The sequence below is a fragment of the Pseudomonas sp. NFACC45 genome, assembly GCF_900113505.1.
GTDB classification, from domain to species: domain Bacteria; phylum Pseudomonadota; class Gammaproteobacteria; order Pseudomonadales; family Pseudomonadaceae; genus Aquipseudomonas; species Aquipseudomonas tehranensis.
This window is the reverse complement of record NZ_FOPO01000001.1, coordinates 422,351-443,962: the sequence shown is the minus strand read 5'-3', so window position 1 is coordinate 443,962 and position 21,612 is coordinate 422,351. Positions and strand designations below refer to the sequence as shown.

The window sequence follows — 21,612 nt, the reverse complement described above, 5'->3', positions numbered from 1 at the left end:
CAGCAAAGCCGCGATACAGACGCTTCGGCGTCCTCGCTCGGTCTGCAAAAGAATAGTCCCGACACTATGGACCGTTGGGCCACTACCCGACCAATGCGTTTCGAATTCTTGCCGCTAGCCTTTCAGCCTGCCGCCTGGGCCGGCTCAAGGCGCGCACTGTCAGCGTCTTGCAGGTCCACGGAACACACGCTGATCAGGTTACGTAATTTTTCAGCGAGCACTTGGGCACGGTGCCAGCTCAAGCCGTCCATGAGGAGTTCCATCGACAGCAGATCGTCGTGGCGTTCGACGCGGACCTGTCGGGGTGTCAGGCCCTGCAAGGCAAACAGATTCAGCGCCCGGCACAGCAGATCCGGTTCAGCTTCGGCCAGCAGATGGTAGCGAGCGCGACAATGGGCGTTATGAGCGTGCCAGACATCGGTGCGGGTGGGGGTGACGGCTTCGAGAGGGGGCATGGACAGTCTCCGGGGTTATGGAGAAATGTTTACATGCGCGAAGGGGTATTTCTTATCTAATATGGATGATTCTCCAGATATTGAGAATAATTCTATTCAGAATTTAACATAAAAAGGGTTTATTTATGCACGATGAACTGGACGGCTACGACCGCAGGATTCTGGCGCTGCTGCAAGAGGATGCTTCGCTGTCCAGTGCGCAAATCGCCGAGCAGGTGGGCTTGTCCCAATCCCCCTGTTGGCGGCGAATTCAACGGATGAAGGAGGAAGGGATTATCCGCGGTCAGGTGACCTTGCTCGATCGCAAGAAAATCGGCCTCAACACGCAGATATTCGCCGAAATCAAACTCAACGCGCACGGACGTTCAAATTTCACGGAGTTCACCGAAGCCATTCGCGGCTTCCCCGAGGTGCTGGAATGCTACGTGCTGATGGGCTCGGTGGATTTCCTGCTGCGCATCGTCACGGCGGACATCGAGGCGTATGAACGCTTCTTCTTCGAAAAGCTGTCGATGGTGCCTGGGATCCAGGAAGTGAACTCGATCGTGGCGCTGTCGGAGATCAAGTCGACGACGAGTTTGCCGGTACTGCGCTGAGCTTATTTTTGCGGTGTTTGTGCTGGCCCCATCGCGAGCAGGCTCGCTCCCACATGGAATCTCTGTTCGCCGAAGATCCATTGTGGGAGCGAGCCTGCTCGCGATGGCGATGTTACAGCCGCAGCAAAGTCTTCCAGGCCCGATTCTGATAGACCGCAATCGCCTGTTGCTTGCGCGCCTCCAGGGCTTCGTCGGTAATCGGTTCGTTGGCCAGTTGCGCCAGTTTGTTCAGCTCCCCGTAGAGGCGGTCCATTTCCGGGATTTCCAGCACCTGGCGAGCGTGGTGCAGCCAGGCCTGGATGCGTTCGATGCGCGGCAGCTGTTCGGCCAGGTCTTCCGGCTGTTGCTGATAGCGTTGCAGTTGCAGCGACGACGATTCTTCGCCCAGCAGGCGGGGCAGCCAGCTACCCAGTTGGGCCGCTCCCTGGCGATTGCCGCGGGTGTTGCGCTCGGCAGCCCAGCTACGAGCCAGCAGCCAGCGTGAAGTGTTGAGGGAGAATTGGCCCCAGCGCGGGTCTTGCAGCTCTTCAAGGAACTGTTCCGGCGCGGCCTTGCGCACGTCTTCGTCATCCAGGCCGGCCTGGACCAACGGGCGCCAGTCTTCCAGCAGTGCGTCCAGGGCGACGCGCAGGTCATGGGTCGATTGGCGTGGTGCGGCCTGGCCAAGGCTGCTGAGCAGGGCGCGCAGTTCGGCCAGGTTTTCCACCCAGTCCTGCAGCAGGCGCCAGTGGCCGTTAAAGCGATACTGTTCGGCCAGACGCTGGCTGCTGCCCAGCAAATGCCAACTCAGCGCGGCAAAGGCATCATCGAGTGGCATCTCGGCGGTCAATTGCGGGGCTGGCAGGCTCAGGGCATAGCTGTTCGCATCATGCAGGCGATAGCCACGCTCGGCCTTGCTGATATCACACGGCATCAGGGGCAGGGTCGCGGCCAGCTCGGCCGCCAGTTCCAGCAGGGCGGCGGGTTCGCCTTCGCGCAATTCCAGCTCCAGCTCGCAGATTTCTTCCTTCTGCTTGCCGACCACGACGTGGCCCAGGTCCAGCGCGGCCTCGATGACCACTTTGCTTTTGCCGCGGCCCCAGGCGATTTCCGCGCGTTCACGAACGAAGTCTGTGGTGAAGATGGCCTTGAGGGTTTTCTTGTCCAGTTCGGCCAACGTCTCTGGCCAGCATTCGCCATCGAGTTTCTTCAGGTCGAGCTTGGCTTTGGGCAGGTGCCAGTCGTACTCGTTGCGCTCGGACAGGCCGGCGATGCTCTGGCCGCGCGTCTTGAGGGTCTGGATCACCTCTTCGCCGTCGCGCCGCAGGCGCAGGGCGACCTTGGCCCCGGCCAGGTCGCGCTCTGGCGTGTCGAAATACTGGTTCATCAGTTCGTGGCGTTCCCAGCCGCTTTTGTTGCGTTTCTTGAGCAATGGGTGCTCGCGCAAGGCTGCCAGGGTCTCGCGGCTGACGCGGAGTTTGATTTCGGTTTCTTTCTGCATGGCCGGAAAATCCAGGGATCGAGTGCGCAGCCGGGGGAAGGTGTGGCTGCCAAGGTCGTGCAGTGTACAGGACTCATCCGTCCTACGCGCCGCGACGGTTTCTTCCTTGCGCCGGATGGTTCTATGATGAACGTCAATTTGTAAGTCCGGAGCCAGCGATGCCTTTGCCTACCCTGAAAGATCAGTTCGCTGCCCTGATCGCCGTGCCTTCGGTCAGTTGTACCCAGCCTGGGCTGGACCAATCCAACAGTGCCGTGATCGAGCTGCTGGCGGGCTGGCTCGCCGACCTGGGGTTCTCCTGTGATATCCAGCAGGTCAACCCCGGCAAGTTCAATTTACTGGCCAGTTTCGGCAGCGGTCCCGGAGGCCTGGTGCTGGCCGGGCACAGCGACACGGTGCCGTTCGACGGCCAGTTGTGGCAGACCGATCCGCTGAAGCTCACCGAGGTCGATGGTCGTTGGGTTGGCCTGGGCAGTTGCGACATGAAGGGCTTTTTCGCCCTGGCCATCGAAGCGGTCAAGCCCTTGCTGGAGCAGCCGTTCAAGCAGCCCTTGCTGATCCTGGCCACTTGCGACGAAGAAAGCTCCATGGCCGGCGCCCGCGCCCTGGCCGATGCCGGAAGGCCGTTGGGGCGCGCGGCGGTGATCGGCGAGCCGACCGGCCTCAAGCCGATCCGGATGCACAAAGGCATCATGATGGAGCGCATCGATATCCTTGGGCGCAGCGGCCATTCCTCCGACCCGAGCCTGGGTCACAGCGCCCTTGAAGCGATGCACGACGCCATGGGCGAATTGCGTGGCCTGCGCCTGCAATGGCAGCGCGAATTTCGTAACCCGCAATTCACCGTGCCACAGCCAACCCTGAATTTCGGCTGCATCCACGGCGGCGACAACCCCAACCGGATTTGCGGCCAGTGCTCCATGGAGTTCGACCTGCGGCCATTGCCTGGCATGGACCCGAATGTCTTGCGGGCTGCGATCCAGCAGAAGCTCAATCCCATCGCCGAGCGCCATAAAGTCAAGATCGACTACGCACCGCTGTTTCCCGAGGTGCCGCCCTTCGAGCAGGCCGAAGACTGCGAACTGGTGCGAGTGGCCGAGCGACTCACCGGCCATCGTGCCGAAGCAGTGGCGTTTGGCACCGAAGCGCCTTATCTTCAGCGTCTTGGCTGCGAAACCCTGGTACTTGGCCCCGGCGATATCGCCTGTGCCCACCAACCGGGCGAGTACCTTGAAATGTCACGTTTGCAACCTACCGTGCAGCTATTGCGGCAACTGATCGAACATTACTGCCTGACACCGGCCACGGCCGGCTAAATTGCCCACATCCGGGCTCGTATTCATGAGGAGAGCGCGCGTGTCGCCAAGCCTGTTCCGACGATAACCATCAGCCCGCTGTGCGTTCCGTTTCGTCTTTTTTCGGCTGCTATTTATTACAGGCCCAGGTTCATGCCCGAATACGTCAATTGGCTTCGTCACGCTTCGCCCTACATCAACGCCCACCGCGATTGCACCTTCATCGTCATGCTGCCCGGCGATGGTGTGGAACATCCGAACTTCGGCAACATCGTCCATGACCTGGTGTTGCTGCACAGCCTGGGTGTACGCCTGGTGCTGGTTCATGGTTCGCGCCCACAGATCGAAACCCGCCTCGCTGCGCGGGGCCTGACGCCCCATTACCACCACGGTATGCGCATCACCGACGCTGCAACCCTGGAGTGTGTGATCGACGCTGTCGGCCAGTTGCGCATTGCTATCGAAGCGCGGCTGTCGATGGACATGGCGTCCTCGCCGATGCAGGGTTCGCGCCTGCGTGTCGCCAGCGGCAACCTCGTGACGGCACGGCCCATCGGCGTACTGGAAGGCGTGGATTATCACCACACCGGCGAAGTCCGTCGGGTCGATCGCAAAGGCATCAATCGCCTGCTGGACGAGCGCTCCATCGTCCTGCTGTCACCATTGGGCTATTCGCCGACCGGGGAGATTTTCAACCTCGCCTGCGAAGACGTCGCGACCCGGGCGGCCATTGACCTGGCAGCCGACAAACTGCTGCTGTTCGGTGCCGAGCAGGGGTTGATCGGCGAAGATGGTCGGTTGGTACGCGAGTTGCGCCCGCAACAGGTCCCGGCCCACATGCAACGGCTGGGCAGTGACTATCAGGCCGAGCTGCTGGATGCGGCGGCCCAGGCCTGTCGCGGTGGTGTGGCGCGCAGTCATATCGTCAGCTACGTCGAAGACGGTGCGTTGCTGGCCGAACTGTTTACCCGCGATGGCAGCGGTACGCTGGTGGCCCAGGAACAATTCGAGGTGGTGCGCGAAGCGGCCATCGAGGATGTCGGCGGTTTGCTGGACCTGATCAGCCCGCTGGAAGAGCAGGGGATTCTGGTGCGTCGTTCCCGCGAAGTGCTGGAGCGTGAGATTGAGCAGTTCAGCGTGGTCGAACGCGAAGGCATGATCATCGCCTGCGCGGCGCTTTACCAGATCGCCGACTCGGATGCCGGGGAACTGGCGTGCCTGGCGGTGAATCCGGAATACCGCCACGGCGGTCGTGGCGATGAGCTGCTGGAGCGGATTGAAAGCCGGGCTCGGGCCAAAGGACTCAAGACGCTGTTCGTACTCACCACCCGTACGGCCCATTGGTTCCGCGAGCGGGGCTTTGAGCCCAGCAGTGTCGAGCGTCTGCCAGCGGCGCGGGCATCGCTGTACAACTATCAGCGCAATTCGAAAATCTTCGAAAAAGCCCTCTAGGCGCGCTGCCTGGGGGAGCCGCCCATCGCAGTGAACCGCGTAGCTGCGACCTTCTTGATTCCAGACAATGATCCGTCAGGCTGGAATCTATCAAGATCGCAGCTACGCTGTTTTGTCCATGAGTGCTGCAGTTGGAATGCTCGGGAGCCTGCTGCGTTTCCCAGGATCGCCACACTGCAGAACCGCTATCAATAAAAACATTCAGTAATTCCCAGGCTGGCCGATATGCCATGTCACGGTTGGATGAGGCTTTGATGGCCGTGATATTTCCAAATGAGCTGAAAAATTATGAAACAATTATTTTTAGATTTATAAACAAACCATTATTCTGCGGGCAGGTGTCGCAGGGTTAGACCTTGGTCGTAATCACAAATGCTTACGATTGACTTGCCAGTCACAGACTGGCGCTAATCAAGCATCCGCGGATTCCGGGCGTTCGACCCGAAGCCAAAGACACACAAGAATTAGAAAACGAGAGGAGCGAAGCATGAACAAGTCCACCTTGGCCCTGGCTGTGGCCGTTGGGGTTTTGGCGCAGCAGGCAGGCGCCGCCGGTTTTATCGAGGACAGCAAGGCGTCTGTCAGTTCCCGTACTCTGTACTTCAATAACGATAACCACGAAACGGGCAGTGAAGATCTGCGCGAAACGGGCACCGGCCTCAAATTCGACTACAAATCTGGCTTCACACAAGGTGTTGTTGGTTTCGGTATCGACGCTCAGGCGCTGGTTGGTATTCGTCTCGATGGCGGCAGGGGTCGTAACAACGGCTCCTACATGCCAAGCGATACGGATGGTTCGGCGGTACATGAGTGGAGCCGTTTGTCCGGTAACGTAAAGGCACTTTTCTCCAAGACAGAAGCTCACGTGGGTGGCGCCCTGGCACCAAACCTGCCAATCCTGGTTGCCAACGACAGCCGTCTGCTGCCACAGACCTTTGAAGGTGGCACCATCACCTCCAAGGAAATCGACAACGTTACTTTCAACGCTGGTCAGTTGGAACACGCCACAGGTCGTGCATCGAGCAACAGCACTGGTCTGGCAGTGGCGGGCGGTACCGAGGAGAGCAACCAGTTCCGCTTTGCCGGTGCTGACTGGAAGGTCACTAAAGACCTGACCCTGCAGTACTACTACGCTAATTTGCAGGATTACTACAAGCAGCACTTCCTGGGCGCGGTACACGTTTTCCCGATCAGCGAAGGTCAATCCTTCAAGACTGACCTGCGTTACTTCGACAGTAGCTCGGATGGCCGTAACGGCGACGCAGGCTATCGCTTCAACAACAACAACGGCTATGCCAAGACCCCAGGCGAGGTCGATAACAAGACCTGGAGCGCGATGTTCACTTACACCCTCGGCGGCAGTGCCTTCCTGTTGGGTCACCAGCAAGTCGGCGATGACGGTGGCTTTGTCTACCTGAACCAGGGCAACGTAGTTGATGGTAACGGTCGCCCCGAAGGTGCCGGTGGTGCGAGTTTCTATCTGTTCACCGATAGCATGATCAACGGGTTTGTCCGTGCCGGTGAAAACACCACGTTCGGTCAATACTCCTACGACTTCGCTTCCTTGGGCGTTCCAGGCCTGAAAGCCTCGGTTTCCTACCTGCGTGGTGATGACGTTAAAACCGTCAGCGGCGCAAGCGATTACTCCGAGTGGGAACGCGACATGCGTGTGGATTACGTCATCCAGCAGGGCGCGTTGAAAGGCTTCGGTACCACCGTGCGTCACGGTACCTACCGCAGCAGCGGTGTTGGCGATGATCAGGATCAGACTCGTGTGATCTTCAACTACACTTACAACTTCATGTAAGACGTAGAGCCATAAAAAAAGCCCCGCCCGGCAACACACCGGACGGGGCTTTTTGCGTTTTCGGGGCAGCGCTATGGTGCTGACTGGGTGGCGTCTTTACGCAGGATGAACGCGCTGAATGCCAGGAAGTCGTCCAGGTGCCGGGTAATGATGGCAACCATGATCGGCAGTTGCAGGGCTTGATAGTCATGCACGGCGATATTTCTGAAACCCACCATGTTTTTCAGATTTTTCACCAAGCCTTCTTCCACCCAGCCACCTTGAAAAAGTAACTCGAAGACATCCCGGGCACTTTGCGGGACGCCCAGTCGCTCGCGGCGAATCAAATGTTGGCCCATATCCAGTGCCGCTTCACACGCACGCTGAATATTCAGAACAGCCGAATCCTGGCGAGTGAAATCAGCCGCGAAGGTGGCGGGATCCTTGTCGTATTCCTCCCGCACCCTGGCGACGCAGCGCTCAATGCTCGCCGCTTTGTTGACCAATACATCATCGACCATACACATTGCCTTCTGTGTGAATATCCTTGAGCAGGCCGGCCCGAGCGGCGTCGAAAGCGGTTTTTTCACTGAGAATAAAACTTTCGAACAGCCCCGCCTGGACGTCCCTGGCCCACAGTCGCCGACCCCGGGTCACGATCTGGTATTGCATGACGGTCGTTGCCGCGCCTAAATCAATCAGGTCCACCGGACTCCCGGCGATATCCGCCAAGTCTCCTGAAAGCTGCCATAACAACACAGGGTCGACCCGGCCAGGCAAGAGCACAGCCATATCGACATCACTGTCGGGGCCTGCGGTCCCCTGTGCATGGCTGCCGAACAGGTAGACCGCGAGTAGATCAGGCAAATGGTTTTGCAGATGAGTCAACAAGGCTTGAGTGTTCATGCTGCCTATCCTAGCCGCTCGTCCAGACAGCGGGCCAATAATTTACTCATCAAAGGCGCAAACAAAGCCGGTAAGAAAAAGCCCCGCCCGGCAACACACCGGACGGGGCTTTTTGCGTTTTCGAGTCGGGCCCACCCCTGTAGCCTTTCTCGAACCTTCTCCTCTTTCAGCAAATCGAGGCCTTCTCGAACCTCAGGGGCAATCCTGGCTCCGATGGCGCTCCGGTGCCAGTGAACAGTTTTTTAATATTTGAAAACGTTATAAACAAATCGACATTCGGTCTTTCTAAGCCGAGTCAAACGCAGGCACAGTTGGGCTCCCCAAGCACCCCATCAGGAGCTGCACATGAGCCTCAGACTGGGCGACATCGCCCCCGACTTCGAACAGGATTCCAGCGCGGGCAAGATCCGCTTCCACCAATGGCTCGGCGATAGCTGGGGTGTGCTGTTTTCCCACCCGGCGGACTTCACCCCGGTATGCACCACCGAGCTGGGCTTGACCGCCAACCTCAAGGGTGAATTCGACAAACGCGGCGTCAAGGCCATCGCGCTATCGGTGGACCCGGTGGACTCGCACCAGAAATGGATCGAGGACATCAACGAAACTCAGAATGCGGTCGTCAATTTCCCGATCCTGGCTGACGCTGACCGCAAAGTCTCGGACCTGTATGACCTGATTCACCCCAACGCCAGTGACACCCTGACCGTGCGTTCTCTGTTCGTGATCGACCCGAACAAGAAGATTCGCCTGACCATCACCTATCCGGCCAGCACCGGGCGCAATTTCAACGAGATCCTGCGGGTGATCGACTCATTGCAACTGACCGACAACTACAAAGTCGCCACCCCGGCCAATTGGCAGGACGGCGATGAAGTGGTGATCGTGCCGTCGCTCAAGGATGAAGACGAAATCAAACAGCGTTTCCCTAAAGGCTATCGCGCGGTGAAGCCCTACCTGCGCCTGACGCCGCAGCCTAATCGCTAACGCACAACCTGAGTCAGCACCTGTGGGAGCCTGCTCGCCAAGTGTTATGCCAGGCAGCGCAGTCTTGCCAAGCCTGACGCCTTCGCGAGTGGGCTCGCTCCCACCGGAGAAGCACTGTGCACCAAGGTTTTGGCCGTTCCGACGGCCTTTTTTACGATCTGATTTTTATATATTTTTATCGAATAAATAAATGAATAAATATGATTTAAAGATATATAAACCGGCTGCTATGGTTTGCTCCATCCCGCGACATCGCCCACCGCGCATCGCACGTTACAGTTGAGGAATGGTTGGTATGTTGGTTGTCTCGCTCGGCGGCAGTCCCAGCCGGCGCTCCCGTTCAGGAGTGCTGCTGGAGCGCTCAAAACGTTGGTTGCAGCAACAGCGGGTGGAAGTGGTGAGCTATCAGATACGCGATTTTCCCGCTGAGGATCTGCTCCATGCCCGTTTCGGCAGCCCGATGGTGGTCGATTTTCTCGAGCAGATCGAGCATGCCGACGGCCTGCTGATCGCCACGCCGGTCTACAAGGCGTCTTTTTCCGGTGCATTGAAGACCGTACTGGACCTTCTACCGGAACGTGCCCTGGCCCATAAGGTGGTCTTGCCCATGGCCACGGGCGGCAGCATCGCCCATATGCTGGCGGTGGATTACGCCCTCAAGCCGGTGCTGTCGGCGCTCAAGGCCGAGGAAATGCTCCATGGGATTTTCGCCGAAGACAACCAGATCGCTTATGGCGAAGGCAGTGCCCAGGCGCAGTTGGCCCCGGCCCTGCAAGCGCGCCTGAGCGAAGCGCTGGAGCAGTTCTACAGCGCCATGGCTCGCCGGCCAAAGCCGCTGGACCCCAGCGTATTGAATGAACGCCTATTGAGTGCTCGCTGGAGCATCTGACCCGATACATCACTGATTCAACTCCACCTTACTCAGCCGCCAACGGCCAAGCAGGTGCAGCCAAAACCCCACAGCAAAAGGAGAGGCGCCATGCGCACTGTCATTTTGCGTCGCGGGCTGGTCGCTCTGTTTGCTGCGGCTGTGTCCTTCGGCGCCATCACCCAGGCTCAAGCCGAGACCCTTCGGATCGGTTATCAAAAATACGGCACGTTGGTGCTGCTCAAGGCCAAGGGCACTTTGGAAAAGCGCCTCGCTGCCCAAGGCGTGGACGTGCAATGGACCGAGTTTCCCGGTGGCCCGCAACTGCTCGAAGGCCTGAACGTCGGCTCCATCGACTTTGGCGTGACCGGTGAAACCCCGCCGGTGTTCGCCCAGGCGGCAGGCGCCGATTTGCTCTACGTTGCCTACGAACCACCAGCGCCCACCAGCGAGGCGATCCTGGTGCCCAAGGGATCGCCCATTCAGTCGGTGCAAGACCTCAAGGGCAAGAAAGTTGTGCTGAACAAAGGCTCCAACGTCCATTACCTGTTGGTGCGGGCGCTGGAGGATGCCGGTCTCAAATACTCCGACATCCACACGGTGTTCCTGCCACCGGCCGACGCCCGCGCTGCGTTCGAGCGTGGCAGTGTCGATGCCTGGGTGATCTGGGACCCGTATCAGGCCGCCGCCGAACAACAGTTGCAGGCGCGGACCCTGCGTGACGGCCAAGGGATCGTCGACAACCATCAGTTCTACCTCGCTACCCGATCCTATGCGCAAACAAATCCTCAGGTCATTACCGCCCTGGTGGAAGAAGTGCGCGCGGTGGGGGAGTGGGCCAGCGCCAATCCCGAAGACGTGACCCGACAGGTATCGCCGTTGCTCGGCCTGCCTGCTGATATCACCCTCGCCTCGATGAAGCGCCAGGGCTTTGGGGCGTTATTCCTCACGTCAGAGGTGGTGCTGGCGCAGCAGAAAATCGCCGACAGCTTCTACCAGCTCAAATTGATCCCCAAGCCCTTGAGCATCAAGGACGTGATCTGGACGCCGCCGGCGGCCGTTGTGAACGCGCAGTAATTCGATCCCTTAGGAGACCACTCCATGAGCCTCAATATTTTCTGGTTCCTGCCCACCCACGGCGATGGCCATTACCTTGGCACTACTGAAGGCGCCCGCGCCGTCGATCACGGCTACCTGCAACAGGTTGCCCAGGCGGCGGATCGACTGGGTTTCGGTGGTGTGCTGATTCCTACCGGGCGTTCCTGCGAGGACTCCTGGCTGGTGGCCGCTTCGTTGATTCCGGTGACCCAGCGCCTGAAGTTCCTCGTCGCCCTGCGCCCCGGGATCATTTCCCCGACGGTGGCGGCGCGCCAGGCCGCGACGCTCGACCGATTGTCCGGCGGACGTGCGCTATTCAACCTGGTGACCGGCGGCGACCCAGACGAGCTGGCTGGCGACGGCCTGTTCCTGGACCACGAGCAACGCTACCAGGCGTCGGTGGAGTTCACCCGCATCTGGCGCCGGGTGCTGGAAGGCGAAACAGTGGATTATGACGGTGAGCACATCAGTGTGAAGGGCGCCAAGCTGCTCTATCCGCCGATCCAGCAACCGCGTCCACCGCTGTATTTCGGCGGCTCGTCGCAAGCCGCCCAGGATCTTGCTGCCGAACAGGTGGAAATGGTGCTGACCTGGGGCGAGCCGCCCGCAGCCGTCGCGCAAAAAATCGAACAAGTGCGGGCCAAGGCCGCGAAGCTTGGTCGTACTGTGCGCTTCGGCATCCGCCTGCATGTGATCGTGCGTGAAACCAACGCCGAAGCCTGGCGAGCGGCCGACCGGCTGATCTCCCACCTGGACGACGACACCATTGCCCGTGCCCAGGCTTCCCTGGCGCGTTTCGATTCGGTGGGCCAGCAACGTATGGCCGCGTTGCATGGCGGCCGACGCGACAAGTTGGAAGTCAGCCCCAACCTGTGGGCCGGTGTCGGCCTGGTGCGCGGCGGCGCCGGAACGGCGTTGGTGGGTGATGGCCCGACCGTGGCGGCCCGAGTCAAGGAGTACGCCGACCTTGGTATCGACACCTTTATCTTCTCCGGTTATCCACACTTGGAAGAGTCCTATCGCGTGGCGGAACTGCTGTTCCCACACCTGGACGTGGAGCGCCCGGAGTTGCCGAAGAGCCAAGGCTATGTGAGCCCGTTTGGTGAAATGGTCGCCAACGATATTCTTCCCAAAGCCGCATCCCAGAGCTGAGGTGGCCATGAAGAAAATTATCCACAACCTGGTGCCCTGGGCGGTGCCGCTGCTGTTGCTGGCGGTGTGGCAATTGTCGGTATCGGCAGGCTGGTTGTCCACGCGGATCTTGCCGGCCCCCGTGGCCGTCATCGAAGCCGGGGTCAACCTGGTGCGTAGCGGCGAGATATGGACGCATCTGGCCATCAGCGGTTGGCGCGCCGCGGTGGGCTTTCTGATCGGTGGCGGCATCGGCTTGGCCCTGGGCTTCATCACCGGTTTGTCGAAGTGGGGCGAACGCCTGCTGGACAGCTCCGTGCAAATGGTAAGGAACGTCCCGCACCTGGCGCTGATTCCGCTGGTGATCCTGTGGTTCGGCATCGATGAGTCAGCGAAGATTTTCCTGGTGGCGCTGGGCACGCTGTTCCCCATCTACCTCAATACCTATCACGGTATTCGCAACGTCGATCCGGCGCTGGTGGAAATGTCCCGTAGCTACGGCTTGTCCGGCTTCAGCCTGTTTCGCCAAGTGATCCTGCCGGGCGCGTTGCCTTCGATCCTGGTGGGCGTGCGCTTTGCGTTGGGCTTCATGTGGTTGACGCTGATCGTGGCGGAAACCATTTCAGCCAGTGCCGGCATCGGTTATCTGGCGATGAATGCCCGGGAATTCCTGCAGACCGACGTGGTGGTCCTGGCGATTCTTCTGTATGCCGTGCTCGGCAAGCTGGCCGACCTTACCGCCCGCGGGCTTGAGCGGGTATGGCTGCGCTGGCACCCGGCGTATCAAGTGAGCAAGGGAGGCACCGCATGACCGCCCAACAACCTCCACGCCTGCTGCGCGGTGTCCCGCTGGCCGTGCGCAAATTGCAAAAAAACTTTAGTTCACGCCAGGTGCTGCGTGACATCGACCTGCATATACCGGCCGGGCAGTTCGTTGCAGTGGTCGGGCGCAGCGGCTGCGGCAAAAGTACTTTGCTGCGCTTGCTGGCGGGCCTCGATCAACCCACCGACGGCCAATTGCTGGCGGGTTCGGCACCGTTGAGTGCCGCGCAACAGTACACGCGGTTGATGTTCCAGGAGGCGCGTTTGCTGCCTTGGAAAAAAATCATCGACAACGTCGGCCTCGGGCTAAAGGGCAACTGGCGCCCGCAGGCGTTGCAAGCACTGGAAGCCGTCGGCTTGGCCGACCGCGCCCATGAGTGGCCGGCGGCGCTGTCTGGCGGACAGAAACAACGGGTGGCCCTGGCCCGCGCGCTGATTCATCAGCCACGCCTGTTGCTGCTCGACGAACCCTTGGGGGCGCTGGACGCCCTGACCCGGATCGAGATGCAGCAATTGATCGAGCGCCTGTGGCAGCAACACGGCTTCACCGTGCTGCTGGTGACCCATGACGTCAGCGAAGCGGTGGCCATCGCCGACCGGGTGATCCTGATCGAAGATGGCCGGATCGGCCTCGACCTGGCCATCAACCTGCCACGCCCACGGGCTCGCGGCTCTCATCGGCTGGCGAGCCTGGAAACCGAAGTCCTCAACCGCGTGCTGTCCTTGCCCGGCCAACCGCCGGGGCCCGAACCCGTTTCACCCTTGCCTACGCAATTGCGGTGGGCGCAGTGAGGCAGCGGCAAGCTTCAAGCTATAAGCGACAAGTCAAAGCAAATCGGCTTTTTACTTGCCGCTCATTTCAACCCCCAGGAGAAATCGTATGACGATCAAAGCCATCAACGTACGCAACCAGTTCAAAGGCACCATCAAGGAAATCGTCGAAGGCGACGTGCTGTCGGAAATCGACGTGCAGACTGCCTCGGGTATTGTCACCTCGGTCATCACCACTCGTTCCGTCAAGGAGCTGGAGCTGGCGATTGGCAGCGAAGTGATCGCCTTCGTCAAATCCACGGAGGTGTCTATCGCCAAGTTGTGAGCGATGTTCCACCACAGCCCCGGACGGCTTTAGCCCTTCGGGGCTTTTTTGTTCCCACGCTCTGCGTGGGAACGATCAATCAGAGCGCTTGGGCAAATACGGTGGCAGATACAACCCCAGGTAAGCATCGAACACCCGCATGCCTTCTTCGGCCATGCGCGGGGTGATCTGGCCGTGTTGCTGCACCGAGCGGGCGTAGACGCGGTCGCCCAGTTCCATGGCCAGGGCAAACACATCAACATCATGGGGCAGCGCTGGCAGCTCGAAATGGCGAGCGAAGAGCTTGTGCAACAATTCGCCGAGTTCGAGATCGTGCTGGCGGTCGGCCTGGATGACTTCGGTCAGGCCATGTTGGGCCAGGATCAGTTGGCGGGCGGCGGCGTCCTGGCTGTAGATGGTGAGCATGCGTTGCTCCACCAACCGCGACAGGTCGTGCCAGTGGTTCAGTCGCGCATGATCGATCGGCACTTGCAGGCAGGCGCGAAAGGCCGCGTGGACGTCGGCGGTCAGCCCTTGCAGCAGCGCCGGGACGCTGGCGAAGAAGTGATACACCGAGGAGGGCGGGATGCCGGCGCGCTCGGCGACGCTGTAGATCGACAGGCTGGCCACGCCTTCGGCAGCAAGCAGCGTGCGGGCGGCATCGAGTATCGAGTCGATCCGGGCCTGGCTGCGTGCGCGAGGCTTGCGAGGGGTGGCGGTGCGCGTCATCGGTGTCTCCTGCGGGGCTGCCGAGCATTGTACGAGCGGGGATTTGTGTTGTCTGCCAGATCGCCATCGCGAGCAGGCTCGCTCCCACAGGATTTTGTGCAAATCAACTAATCCATGTGTCGCAAAGTTCATTGTGGGAGCGAGCCTGCTCGCGATCCGCCGAAGGCGGCCATTTGTCCGCGTCCATAAAAAAACGCCGCAGCCTCGAAGGCCTGCGGCGTTTTTCTACTGCAACCGCTTACACGGTATGCAGGTACCAGTTGTACTCAAGGTCGGAGATGGAATGTTCAAACTCCTCCAGCTCGCTTTCCTTGCAGGCCACGAAGATATCGATGTATTTCGGATCGATGTACTTGGCCATGACTTCGCTGTCGTCCAGCTCGCGCAGGGCATCGCGCAGGTTGTTCGGCAGGCTTTGCTCGTTCTGCTCGTAGCTGTTGCCTTCCACCGGCGCACCGGGCTCGATCTTGTTGACCAGGCCATGGTGCACGCCAGCCAGTACGGCGGCCATCAGCAGATACGGGTTGGCGTCGGCGCCGGCCACGCGGTGTTCCAGACGCACCGCATCGGCGGAGCCGGTGGGTACGCGCAGGGCCACGGTGCGGTTGTCCAGGCCCCAGGTCGGCGAGTTCGGCACGTAGAACTGTGCGCCGAAACGACGGTAGGAGTTCACGTTCGGGCAGAGGAAAGCCATCTGCGCCGGTAGGGTCTCGAGCACACCGCCGATCGCGTGACGCAGTGCGGCGTTCTGCTCGGGATCCTCGCTGGCAAAAATATTCTTGCCATCCTTGTCCAGAATCGAAATGTGAACGTGCAGACCGTTGCCCGCCTGGCCGGGATACGGCTTGGCCATGAAGGTGGTGTCCATTTCATGGTCGTAGGCGATGTTCTTGATCAGGCGCTTGAGCAGTACCGCGTAGTCGCAGGCCTTGATCGGGTCGGCCACGTGGTGCAGGTTCACTTCGAACTGCGCCGGGGCACTTTCCTTGACGATGGCATCGGCGGGAATGCCTTGCTCCTTGGCTCCCTCCAGAATGTCCTGGAGGCAATCGACGTATTCGTCGAGGTCGTCGATCAGGTAGACCTGTGTCGAGTGCGGGCGTTTGCCGGAGATCGGCGAGCGGGGCGGCTGTGGGCGTCCATTCACGTTCTCCTGGTCGATCAGGTAGAACTCCAGCTCGAATGCCGCGCAAATGGTCAGGCCCAGCTCATCGAACTTGGTCACGACCTGGCGCAGCACTTCGCGAGGGTCGGCAAAGAAAGGGTCACCTTCAAGTTCGTGCATGGTCATTAACAGTTGCGCGGTAGGACGCTTCTGCCAGGGCTCGTTGCACAGGGTGTCAGGGATTGGATAACAGATCCGGTCAGCGTCGCCGATGTCCAGGCCCAGGCCGGTGCTTTCCACCGTGGAGCCATTGATATCCAGGGCAAATAAAGAGGCCGGCAGGTTGATGCCTTTCTCGTAAACCTTGTGGAGGCTGGTGCGTTCAATGCGCTTGCCGCGCACCACACCATTCATATCCGCAATCAGAAGGTCAACGTACAGAACCTCAGGATGTTCCTTAAGGAACGCGTTCGCTTCGTTAAGCTGAACGGCACGCGGGGGTACCGACATGATGCAACACCTTTGTTGTTAAAAATATCAATCATTGATCTCTTCTAAACCCAGTCAACCCGAACGGCATGCCGAAGTCAAGCTGGGCCTTTTTTGCTCTAAAAAAGCACCTGCGGGGCTTTTTTGAGGCAATTTGGGGCGTTTTTTTCCCTTTGGAGGAGACGGCGCCCGCAGGCTTGAGCGGGCCGTGTTGTATTTTTTACGGGGGTGTTGTGTAAAAAAATGAACAAGGCTAAGCTCGATTCAAACCCATAACAGCAATAATACCGGGGTGCTTCATGTCTCGCCTGCCGTTAATCGGCGTCACCACCTGCTCCAAGCAGATCGGTCTGCATGCTTATCACATCAGTGGCGATAAATATTCCCGGGCTGTCGCGACAGCCGCCAAGGGTCTGCCCATGATGATCCCGTCCCTGGCGGATCTGTTCTCGCCGTCCGATATTCTGGACGCCCTGGACGGCATTCTTTTTACCGGCTCTCCTTCCAATGTAGAACCTTTTCATTATCAGGGCCCCGCCAGCGCGCCGGGCACTGCACATGATCCTGCACGCGATGCCACCACCCTACCGTTGATCCGCGCCGCTGTAGCTGCCGGCATCCCGGTGCTGGGTATCTGTCGTGGGTTCCAGGAGATGAACGTAGCCTTTGGCGGCAGCCTGCATCAGAAAGTTCATGAAGTCGGAACGTTCATTGATCATCGTGAAGACGACACTCAAGCGGTGGATGTCCAATACGGTCCTGCCCACGCCGTGCATATCCAGCCTGGCGGCATCCTGGCAGGTCTGGGGTTGCCGCAGGTGATTCAGGTCAATTCGATCCACAGCCAGGGTATCGAACGTCTGGCACCGGGGTTGCGGGCCGAAGCGGTGGCGCCGGATGGCCTGATCGAGGCTGTTTCGGTGCCAGGAGGCAAGGCTTTTGCTTTAGGTGTGCAATGGCACCCTGAATGGGGGGTAAGCTCCCATCCGTACTACCTTGCGATTTTCCAGGCATTTGGCGATGCCTGCCGGGCAAGGGCAACACAACGCGACGCCGATGCGTCAAACAACGCCTGACTACTAAATAGCAGCCAGGAAACTCACGCCTAGAGGCATTTATGAGTAACAACCTCGACCAGCTCACCGATTGGTTGAAAGACCATAAGATCACAGAAGTCGAATGCATGATTGGCGACTTGACCGGCATCACCCGGGGCAAGATTTCGCCGACCAACAAGTTCATTGCCGAAAAAGGCATGCGCCTGCCCGAGAGCGTTCTGCTCCAGACCGTTACGGGCGACTATGTCGAAGACGACATCTATTACGAACTGCTCGACCCTGCCGACATCGACATGATGTGCCGCCCGGACGAAAACGCAGTGTTTCTTGTGCCCTGGGCCATTGAGCCCACCGCCCAGGTTATCCACGACTCCTACGACAAGCATGGCAACCCGATCGAACTGTCGCCGCGCAACGTGCTCAAGAAAGTGCTCAAACTCTATGCCGACAAGGGCTGGCAACCGATCGTCGCGCCGGAAATGGAGTTCTACCTGACCAAGCGCAGCGACGACCCGGACTTCCCGTTGCAGCCGCCCATTGGCCGCTCCGGTCGCCCGGAAACCGGTCGTCAGTCGTTCTCGATCGAAGCGGCCAACGAATTCGACCCGTTGTTCGAGGACGTCTACGACTGGTGTGAACTGCAGGAGCTGGACCTCGACACGCTGATCCATGAGGACGGCACGGCGCAGATGGAGATCAATTTCCGTCACGGCGACGCCTTGTCCCTGGCCGACCAGATCCTGGTGTTCAAGCGCACCATGCGCGAGGCGGCGCTCAAGCACAACGTAGCCGCCACCTTCATGGCCAAGCCCATGACCGGCGAGCCCGGCAGTGCGATGCACCTGCACCAGAGCATCATCGACAAAGACACCGGCAAGAACGTCTTTTCCAATGAAGACGGGACCATGAGCACGCTGTTCCTGAATCACATCGGGGGGCTGCAGAAGTTCATCCCCGAACTGCTGCCGCTGTTCGCCCCCAACGTAAACTCGTTCCGCCGCTTCCTGCCGGATACATCGGCGCCGGTGAATGTGGAATGGGGTGAAGAGAACCGCACCGTGGGCCTGCGTGTGCCGGAAGCCGGGCCGCAGAACCGTCGGGTGGAAAACCGTTTGCCGGGCGCCGACGCCAACCCGTACCTGGCGATCGCCGCCAGCCTGTTGTGCGGCTACATCGGCATGGTCGAAGGCATCAACCCGAGCGCGCCGGTGGTGGGGCGAGGGTATGAACGTCGCAACCTGCGCCTGCCACTGACCATCGAAGATGCCCTCGAGCGCATGGAAAACAGCGCCACCATCGAGAAATACCTGGGCAAGAAATTCATCACAGGCTACGTCGCGGTCAAGCGGGCCGAGCATGAAAACTTCAAGCGCGTCATCAGTTCGTGGGAGCGGGAATTCCTGCTCTTTGCCGTCTGAAGCGCCGGGCGGGGCTGCTTCAGGCAGCTGCGCCCCCACCGATCTACAAGGAGAATTCGCATGACCGGCAACAATCCGCAAACCCGTAAATGGCAGGCCCTGAGCAACGATCACCACCTGGCGCCATTCAGCGACTTCAAGCAGCTCAAAGAGAAAGGCCCGCGCATCATCACCCACGCCAAGGGCGTTTATCTCTGGGACAGTGAAGGCAACAAGATCCTCGATGGCATGGCCGGCCTCTGGTGCGTGGCCGTCGGCTACGGCCGCGACGAACTGGCCGACGCCGCCAGCCAGCAGATGCGCGAGCTGCCGTACTACAACCTGTTCTTCCAGACCGCTCACCCGCCGGTACTGGAATTGTCCAAAGCCATCGCCGACATCGCCCCTGAAGGCATGAACCACGTGTTCTTCACCGGCTCCGGCTCCGAAGGCAACGACACCATGCTGCGTATGGTCCGCCACTACTGGGCGATCAAGGGCCAGCCGAACAAAAAAGTCATCATCAGCCGCAAGAACGGTTATCACGGTTCGACCGTGGCCGGCGCGAGCCTAGGCGGCATGACGTACATGCACGAGCAGGGCGACCTGCCGATCCCCGGCATTGTCCACATCGCCCAACCTTACTGGTTCGGCGAGGGCGGCGACATGAGCCCGGAAGAGTTCGGCGTATGGGCCGCGAACCAGTTGGAAGAAAAGATCCTGGAGATCGGCGTGGACAACGTCGGTGCCTTCATCGCCGAGCCGATCCAGGGCGCGGGCGGAGTCATCGTGCCGCCGGACAGCTACTGGCCGCGCATGAAGGAAATCCTCGCCAAGTACGACATCCTGTTCGTGGCCGATGAAGTGATCTGTGGTTTCGGTCGCACCGGTGAGTGGTTCGGTACCGATCATTACGGGTTGAAACCCCACATGATGACCATCGCCAAGGGCCTGACCTCCGGTTATATCCCCATGGGCGGCCTGATCGTGCGCGACGATGTGGTGGCGGTGCTCAACGAAGGCGGCGACTTCAACCACGGTTTTACCTATTCCGGTCACCCGGTTGCCGCGGCGGTGGCCCTGGAAAACATCCGCATCCTGCGCGACGAAAAGATCATCGAGCGCGTTCACGGCGAAACGGCACCCTATTTGCAGCAACGCCTGCGGGAACTGAACGATCATCCGTTGGTGGGTGAGGTGCGCGGGGTCGGTTTGCTGGGGGCGATCGAACTGGTCCAGGACAAGGCCACGCGCAAACGCTACGAAGGCAAGGGTGTGGGCATGATCTGCCGGCAGTTCTGTTTTGATAACGGGCTGATCATGCGCGCCGTGGGTGACACCATGATCATTGCGCCGCCGCTGGTGATCAGCAAGGACGAGATCGATGAGCTGGTGACCAAGGCGCGGTACTGCCTGGACCTGACGCTCAGTGCGTTGCAAGGCTAAGTGCTAGGCTCTGAGCGAGGCGCCCGTACGGGCCTCGTCCGGCGTAAACAAAAGGCTGGGCTTTTGTTGAAAGGCTAGCCTGTAACTTGCCAGACTACCGGCGGTTCAAGTTGCCCGCGATCCGGCTGCTGAACGACGGCTAAGAAGAATAACTGGAGCATTTTTCATGAAGGCATTAGGCATGAAGACATTAGGTATGAAGATGGCTGGCAAGACCCTCCTCGCCATGTCCCTGACGGGCGTGATGGCGAGTGCTGTTCAGGCGGACGACAAAGTGCTGCACGTCTATAACTGGTCCGATTACATTGCACCGGACACGGTCGCCAAGTTCGAGAAAGAGACGGGGATCAAGGTCGTCTACGACGTCTTCGACAGCAACGAGACCCTGGAAGCCAAGTTGCTGGCGGGCAAGTCCGGCTATGACATCGTGGTGCCGTCGAACAACTTCCTGGCCAAGCAGATCAAGGCTGGCGTTTATCAGGAGCTGGACAAGTCCAAGCTGCCGGACTGGAAGAACCTGGACACGGACTTGCTCAAGGCCGTGGGCGACGCCAGCGACAAGGGCAACAAATACGCCTTCCCCTACATGTGGGGCTCCATCGGTATTGGCTACAACCCGGAGAAGGTCAAGGCCGCACTGGGTATCGACAAGATCGATTCGTGGGACGTGGTGTTCAAACCGGAAAACATGGCCAAGCTCAAGAGCTGCGGCGTGAGCTTCCTCGATGCTCCGACCGAGATGATCCCGGCGGCCCTGCATTACCTGGGCAAGCCGACCGACAGCAAGGACAAGGCCGACCTGAAGGCCGCTGAAGACCTGTTCCTGAAGATTCGTCCTTCGGTTGCCTATTTCCACTCCTCCAAATACATCTCGGACCTGGCCAACGGCAACATCTGCGTGGCCGTGGGTTACTCCGGTGATCTGGAGCAGTCCAAGGAGCGCGCCAAGGAAGCGGGAGACAAGGTCAAGCTCAGCTACGTCATTCCCAAAGAAGGCGCCGGCACTTTCTACGACATGGTCGCCATTCCCAAGGACGCCGAGAACGTCGAATCCGCCTACAAGTTCATGAACTTCCTGATGCAGCCGCAGATCATGGCTGAAATCACCAACGCCGTGCGTTTCCCGAACGGCAACAAGGCGGCCACGCCTCTGGTGGACAAGGACATCACCAGCGATCCGAGCATCTACCCGTCTGACGAAGTGAAGAAGCAGCTGTATGCAATCAGTGATCTGGATGCCGGTACGTTGCGTTTGATCACCCGCAGCTGGACCAAGATCAAGTCCGGTAAATAAGCCGGTCTGAAGCATCTTCCTGTTGCCGCCGGCATCGCGGCGGCGGCAACGGGAACAATTAAATGACTAAAAGTTTTGCTGGATCGGTTTATCGAGGGTAAGTTGCGCGCCGGTTTTGTTGCAGGGCACATCGCTGCCAGGTAACG

21 protein-coding genes are annotated in these 21,612 nt (G+C 59.6%); 15 read left to right on the top strand and 6 right to left on the bottom strand.

The window, feature by feature from the left end:
• Positions 1–122: 122 nt before the first annotated feature.
• Entirely contained in the window at positions 123–455 is a 333-nt protein-coding gene (locus BM132_RS01980; RefSeq protein ID WP_092395255.1) for a hypothetical protein, read from the bottom strand.
• 125 nt (positions 456–580) lie between these two features.
• Between BM132_RS01980 and BM132_RS01975 the strand changes: the two genes are divergently transcribed.
• Complete coding sequence (locus BM132_RS01975; protein ID WP_092452768.1) at positions 581–1,051, top strand: Lrp/AsnC family transcriptional regulator; 471 nt, start codon at positions 581–583, stop codon at positions 1,049–1,051.
• 112 nt (positions 1,052–1,163) lie between these two features.
• On the opposite strand, the gene BM132_RS01970 is transcribed toward BM132_RS01975, so the two are convergent.
• Positions 1,164–2,531, bottom strand: a complete 1,368-nt coding sequence (locus BM132_RS01970; protein ID WP_092452765.1) for a CYTH domain-containing protein — start codon at positions 2,529–2,531, stop codon at positions 1,164–1,166.
• 158 nt (positions 2,532–2,689) lie between these two features.
• Between BM132_RS01970 and argE the strand changes: the two genes are divergently transcribed.
• The 3 genes from argE to BM132_RS01955 all read left to right on the top strand — a co-directional run bounded on the left by argE (position 2,690) and on the right by BM132_RS01955 (position 7,085).
• Positions 2,690–3,847, top strand: a complete 1,158-nt coding sequence (gene argE, locus BM132_RS01965) for an acetylornithine deacetylase (RefSeq protein ID WP_092452763.1) — start codon at positions 2,690–2,692, stop codon at positions 3,845–3,847.
• A 132-nt stretch (positions 3,848–3,979) separates the two neighbouring features.
• Positions 3,980–5,278, top strand: coding sequence for an amino-acid N-acetyltransferase (gene argA, locus BM132_RS01960; protein ID WP_092452761.1), 1,299 nt, complete (start codon positions 3,980–3,982; stop codon positions 5,276–5,278).
• Between the two features lie 487 nt (positions 5,279–5,765).
• Positions 5,766–7,085, top strand: a complete 1,320-nt coding sequence (locus BM132_RS01955; protein ID WP_092452757.1) for an OprD family porin — start codon at positions 5,766–5,768, stop codon at positions 7,083–7,085.
• A 71-nt stretch (positions 7,086–7,156) separates the two neighbouring features.
• Here the strand turns inward: BM132_RS01955 and BM132_RS01950 are convergent, their stop codons facing one another.
• Both BM132_RS01950 and BM132_RS01945 read right to left on the bottom strand, forming a co-directional pair.
• Entirely contained in the window at positions 7,157–7,585 is a 429-nt protein-coding gene (locus BM132_RS01950) for a type VII toxin-antitoxin system HepT family RNase toxin (RefSeq protein ID WP_092452753.1), read from the bottom strand.
• Complete coding sequence (locus tag BM132_RS01945; protein WP_092395275.1) at positions 7,575–7,970, bottom strand: type VII toxin-antitoxin system MntA family adenylyltransferase antitoxin; 396 nt, start codon at positions 7,968–7,970, stop codon at positions 7,575–7,577. The genes BM132_RS01950 and BM132_RS01945 overlap by 11 nt, the downstream gene beginning before the upstream one ends.
• A gap of 345 nt (positions 7,971–8,315) precedes the next feature.
• On the opposite strand from BM132_RS01945, the gene BM132_RS01940 reads away from it, so the two are divergent.
• From BM132_RS01940 to BM132_RS01910, 7 genes are all read left to right on the top strand, one after another.
• Positions 8,316–8,954: a peroxiredoxin gene (locus BM132_RS01940; protein ID WP_092452750.1), complete on the top strand. Its 639-nt coding sequence runs from the start codon at positions 8,316–8,318 to the stop codon at positions 8,952–8,954.
• Between the two features lie 295 nt (positions 8,955–9,249).
• On the top strand, positions 9,250–9,843 hold the full coding sequence (gene ssuE / locus BM132_RS01935) for an NADPH-dependent FMN reductase (RefSeq protein WP_092452747.1): 594 nt from the start codon (positions 9,250–9,252) through the stop codon (positions 9,841–9,843).
• Between the two features lie 90 nt (positions 9,844–9,933).
• On the top strand, positions 9,934–10,899 hold the full coding sequence (locus BM132_RS01930; RefSeq protein WP_092452744.1) for a sulfonate ABC transporter substrate-binding protein: 966 nt from the start codon (positions 9,934–9,936) through the stop codon (positions 10,897–10,899).
• 24 nt (positions 10,900–10,923) lie between these two features.
• Positions 10,924–12,072 carry an FMNH2-dependent alkanesulfonate monooxygenase gene (gene ssuD, locus BM132_RS01925; RefSeq protein WP_092452741.1) on the top strand — a complete coding sequence of 383 codons (1,149 nt, stop codon included), beginning with the start codon at positions 10,924–10,926 and terminating at the stop codon, positions 12,070–12,072.
• A 7-nt stretch (positions 12,073–12,079) separates the two neighbouring features.
• On the top strand, positions 12,080–12,862 hold the full coding sequence (ssuC, locus tag BM132_RS01920; RefSeq protein ID WP_092453086.1) for an aliphatic sulfonate ABC transporter permease SsuC: 783 nt from the start codon (positions 12,080–12,082) through the stop codon (positions 12,860–12,862).
• The gene (ssuB, locus tag BM132_RS01915; protein ID WP_092452738.1) at positions 12,859–13,665 is read left to right on the top strand and encodes an aliphatic sulfonates ABC transporter ATP-binding protein; all 807 of its coding nucleotides are present in this window, start codon (positions 12,859–12,861) and stop codon (positions 13,663–13,665) included. Before ssuC ends, ssuB begins: the two co-directional genes overlap by 4 nt.
• 88 nt (positions 13,666–13,753) lie before the next feature.
• Complete coding sequence (locus BM132_RS01910; RefSeq protein ID WP_003177394.1) at positions 13,754–13,969, top strand: TOBE domain-containing protein; 216 nt, start codon at positions 13,754–13,756, stop codon at positions 13,967–13,969.
• 75 nt (positions 13,970–14,044) lie between these two features.
• Here the strand turns inward: BM132_RS01910 and BM132_RS01905 are convergent, their stop codons facing one another.
• Positions 14,045–14,677, bottom strand: a complete 633-nt coding sequence (locus tag BM132_RS01905; RefSeq protein ID WP_092452735.1) for a TetR/AcrR family transcriptional regulator — start codon at positions 14,675–14,677, stop codon at positions 14,045–14,047.
• Positions 14,678–14,915: 238 nt separating this feature from the next.
• Positions 14,916–16,292 carry a glutamine synthetase family protein gene (locus BM132_RS01900; protein WP_047226058.1) on the bottom strand — a complete coding sequence of 459 codons (1,377 nt, stop codon included), beginning with the start codon at positions 16,290–16,292 and terminating at the stop codon, positions 14,916–14,918.
• Between the two features lie 278 nt (positions 16,293–16,570).
• Between BM132_RS01900 and BM132_RS01895 the strand changes: the two genes are divergently transcribed.
• From BM132_RS01895 to BM132_RS01880, 4 genes are all read left to right on the top strand, one after another.
• A complete protein-coding gene (locus BM132_RS01895; RefSeq protein WP_092452732.1) occupies positions 16,571–17,347 on the top strand; it encodes a gamma-glutamyl-gamma-aminobutyrate hydrolase family protein in 777 nt (258 codons plus the stop codon).
• A gap of 41 nt (positions 17,348–17,388) precedes the next feature.
• On the top strand, positions 17,389–18,747 hold the full coding sequence (locus tag BM132_RS01890; RefSeq protein WP_047226056.1) for a glutamine synthetase family protein: 1,359 nt from the start codon (positions 17,389–17,391) through the stop codon (positions 18,745–18,747).
• Positions 18,748–18,807: 60 nt separating this feature from the next.
• Positions 18,808–20,172 carry an aspartate aminotransferase family protein gene (locus BM132_RS01885; protein WP_092452729.1) on the top strand — a complete coding sequence of 455 codons (1,365 nt, stop codon included), beginning with the start codon at positions 18,808–18,810 and terminating at the stop codon, positions 20,170–20,172.
• A 181-nt stretch (positions 20,173–20,353) separates the two neighbouring features.
• Positions 20,354–21,466 carry a polyamine ABC transporter substrate-binding protein gene (locus tag BM132_RS01880; protein WP_076386499.1) on the top strand — a complete coding sequence of 371 codons (1,113 nt, stop codon included), beginning with the start codon at positions 20,354–20,356 and terminating at the stop codon, positions 21,464–21,466.
• Positions 21,467–21,612 lie beyond the last annotated feature (146 nt).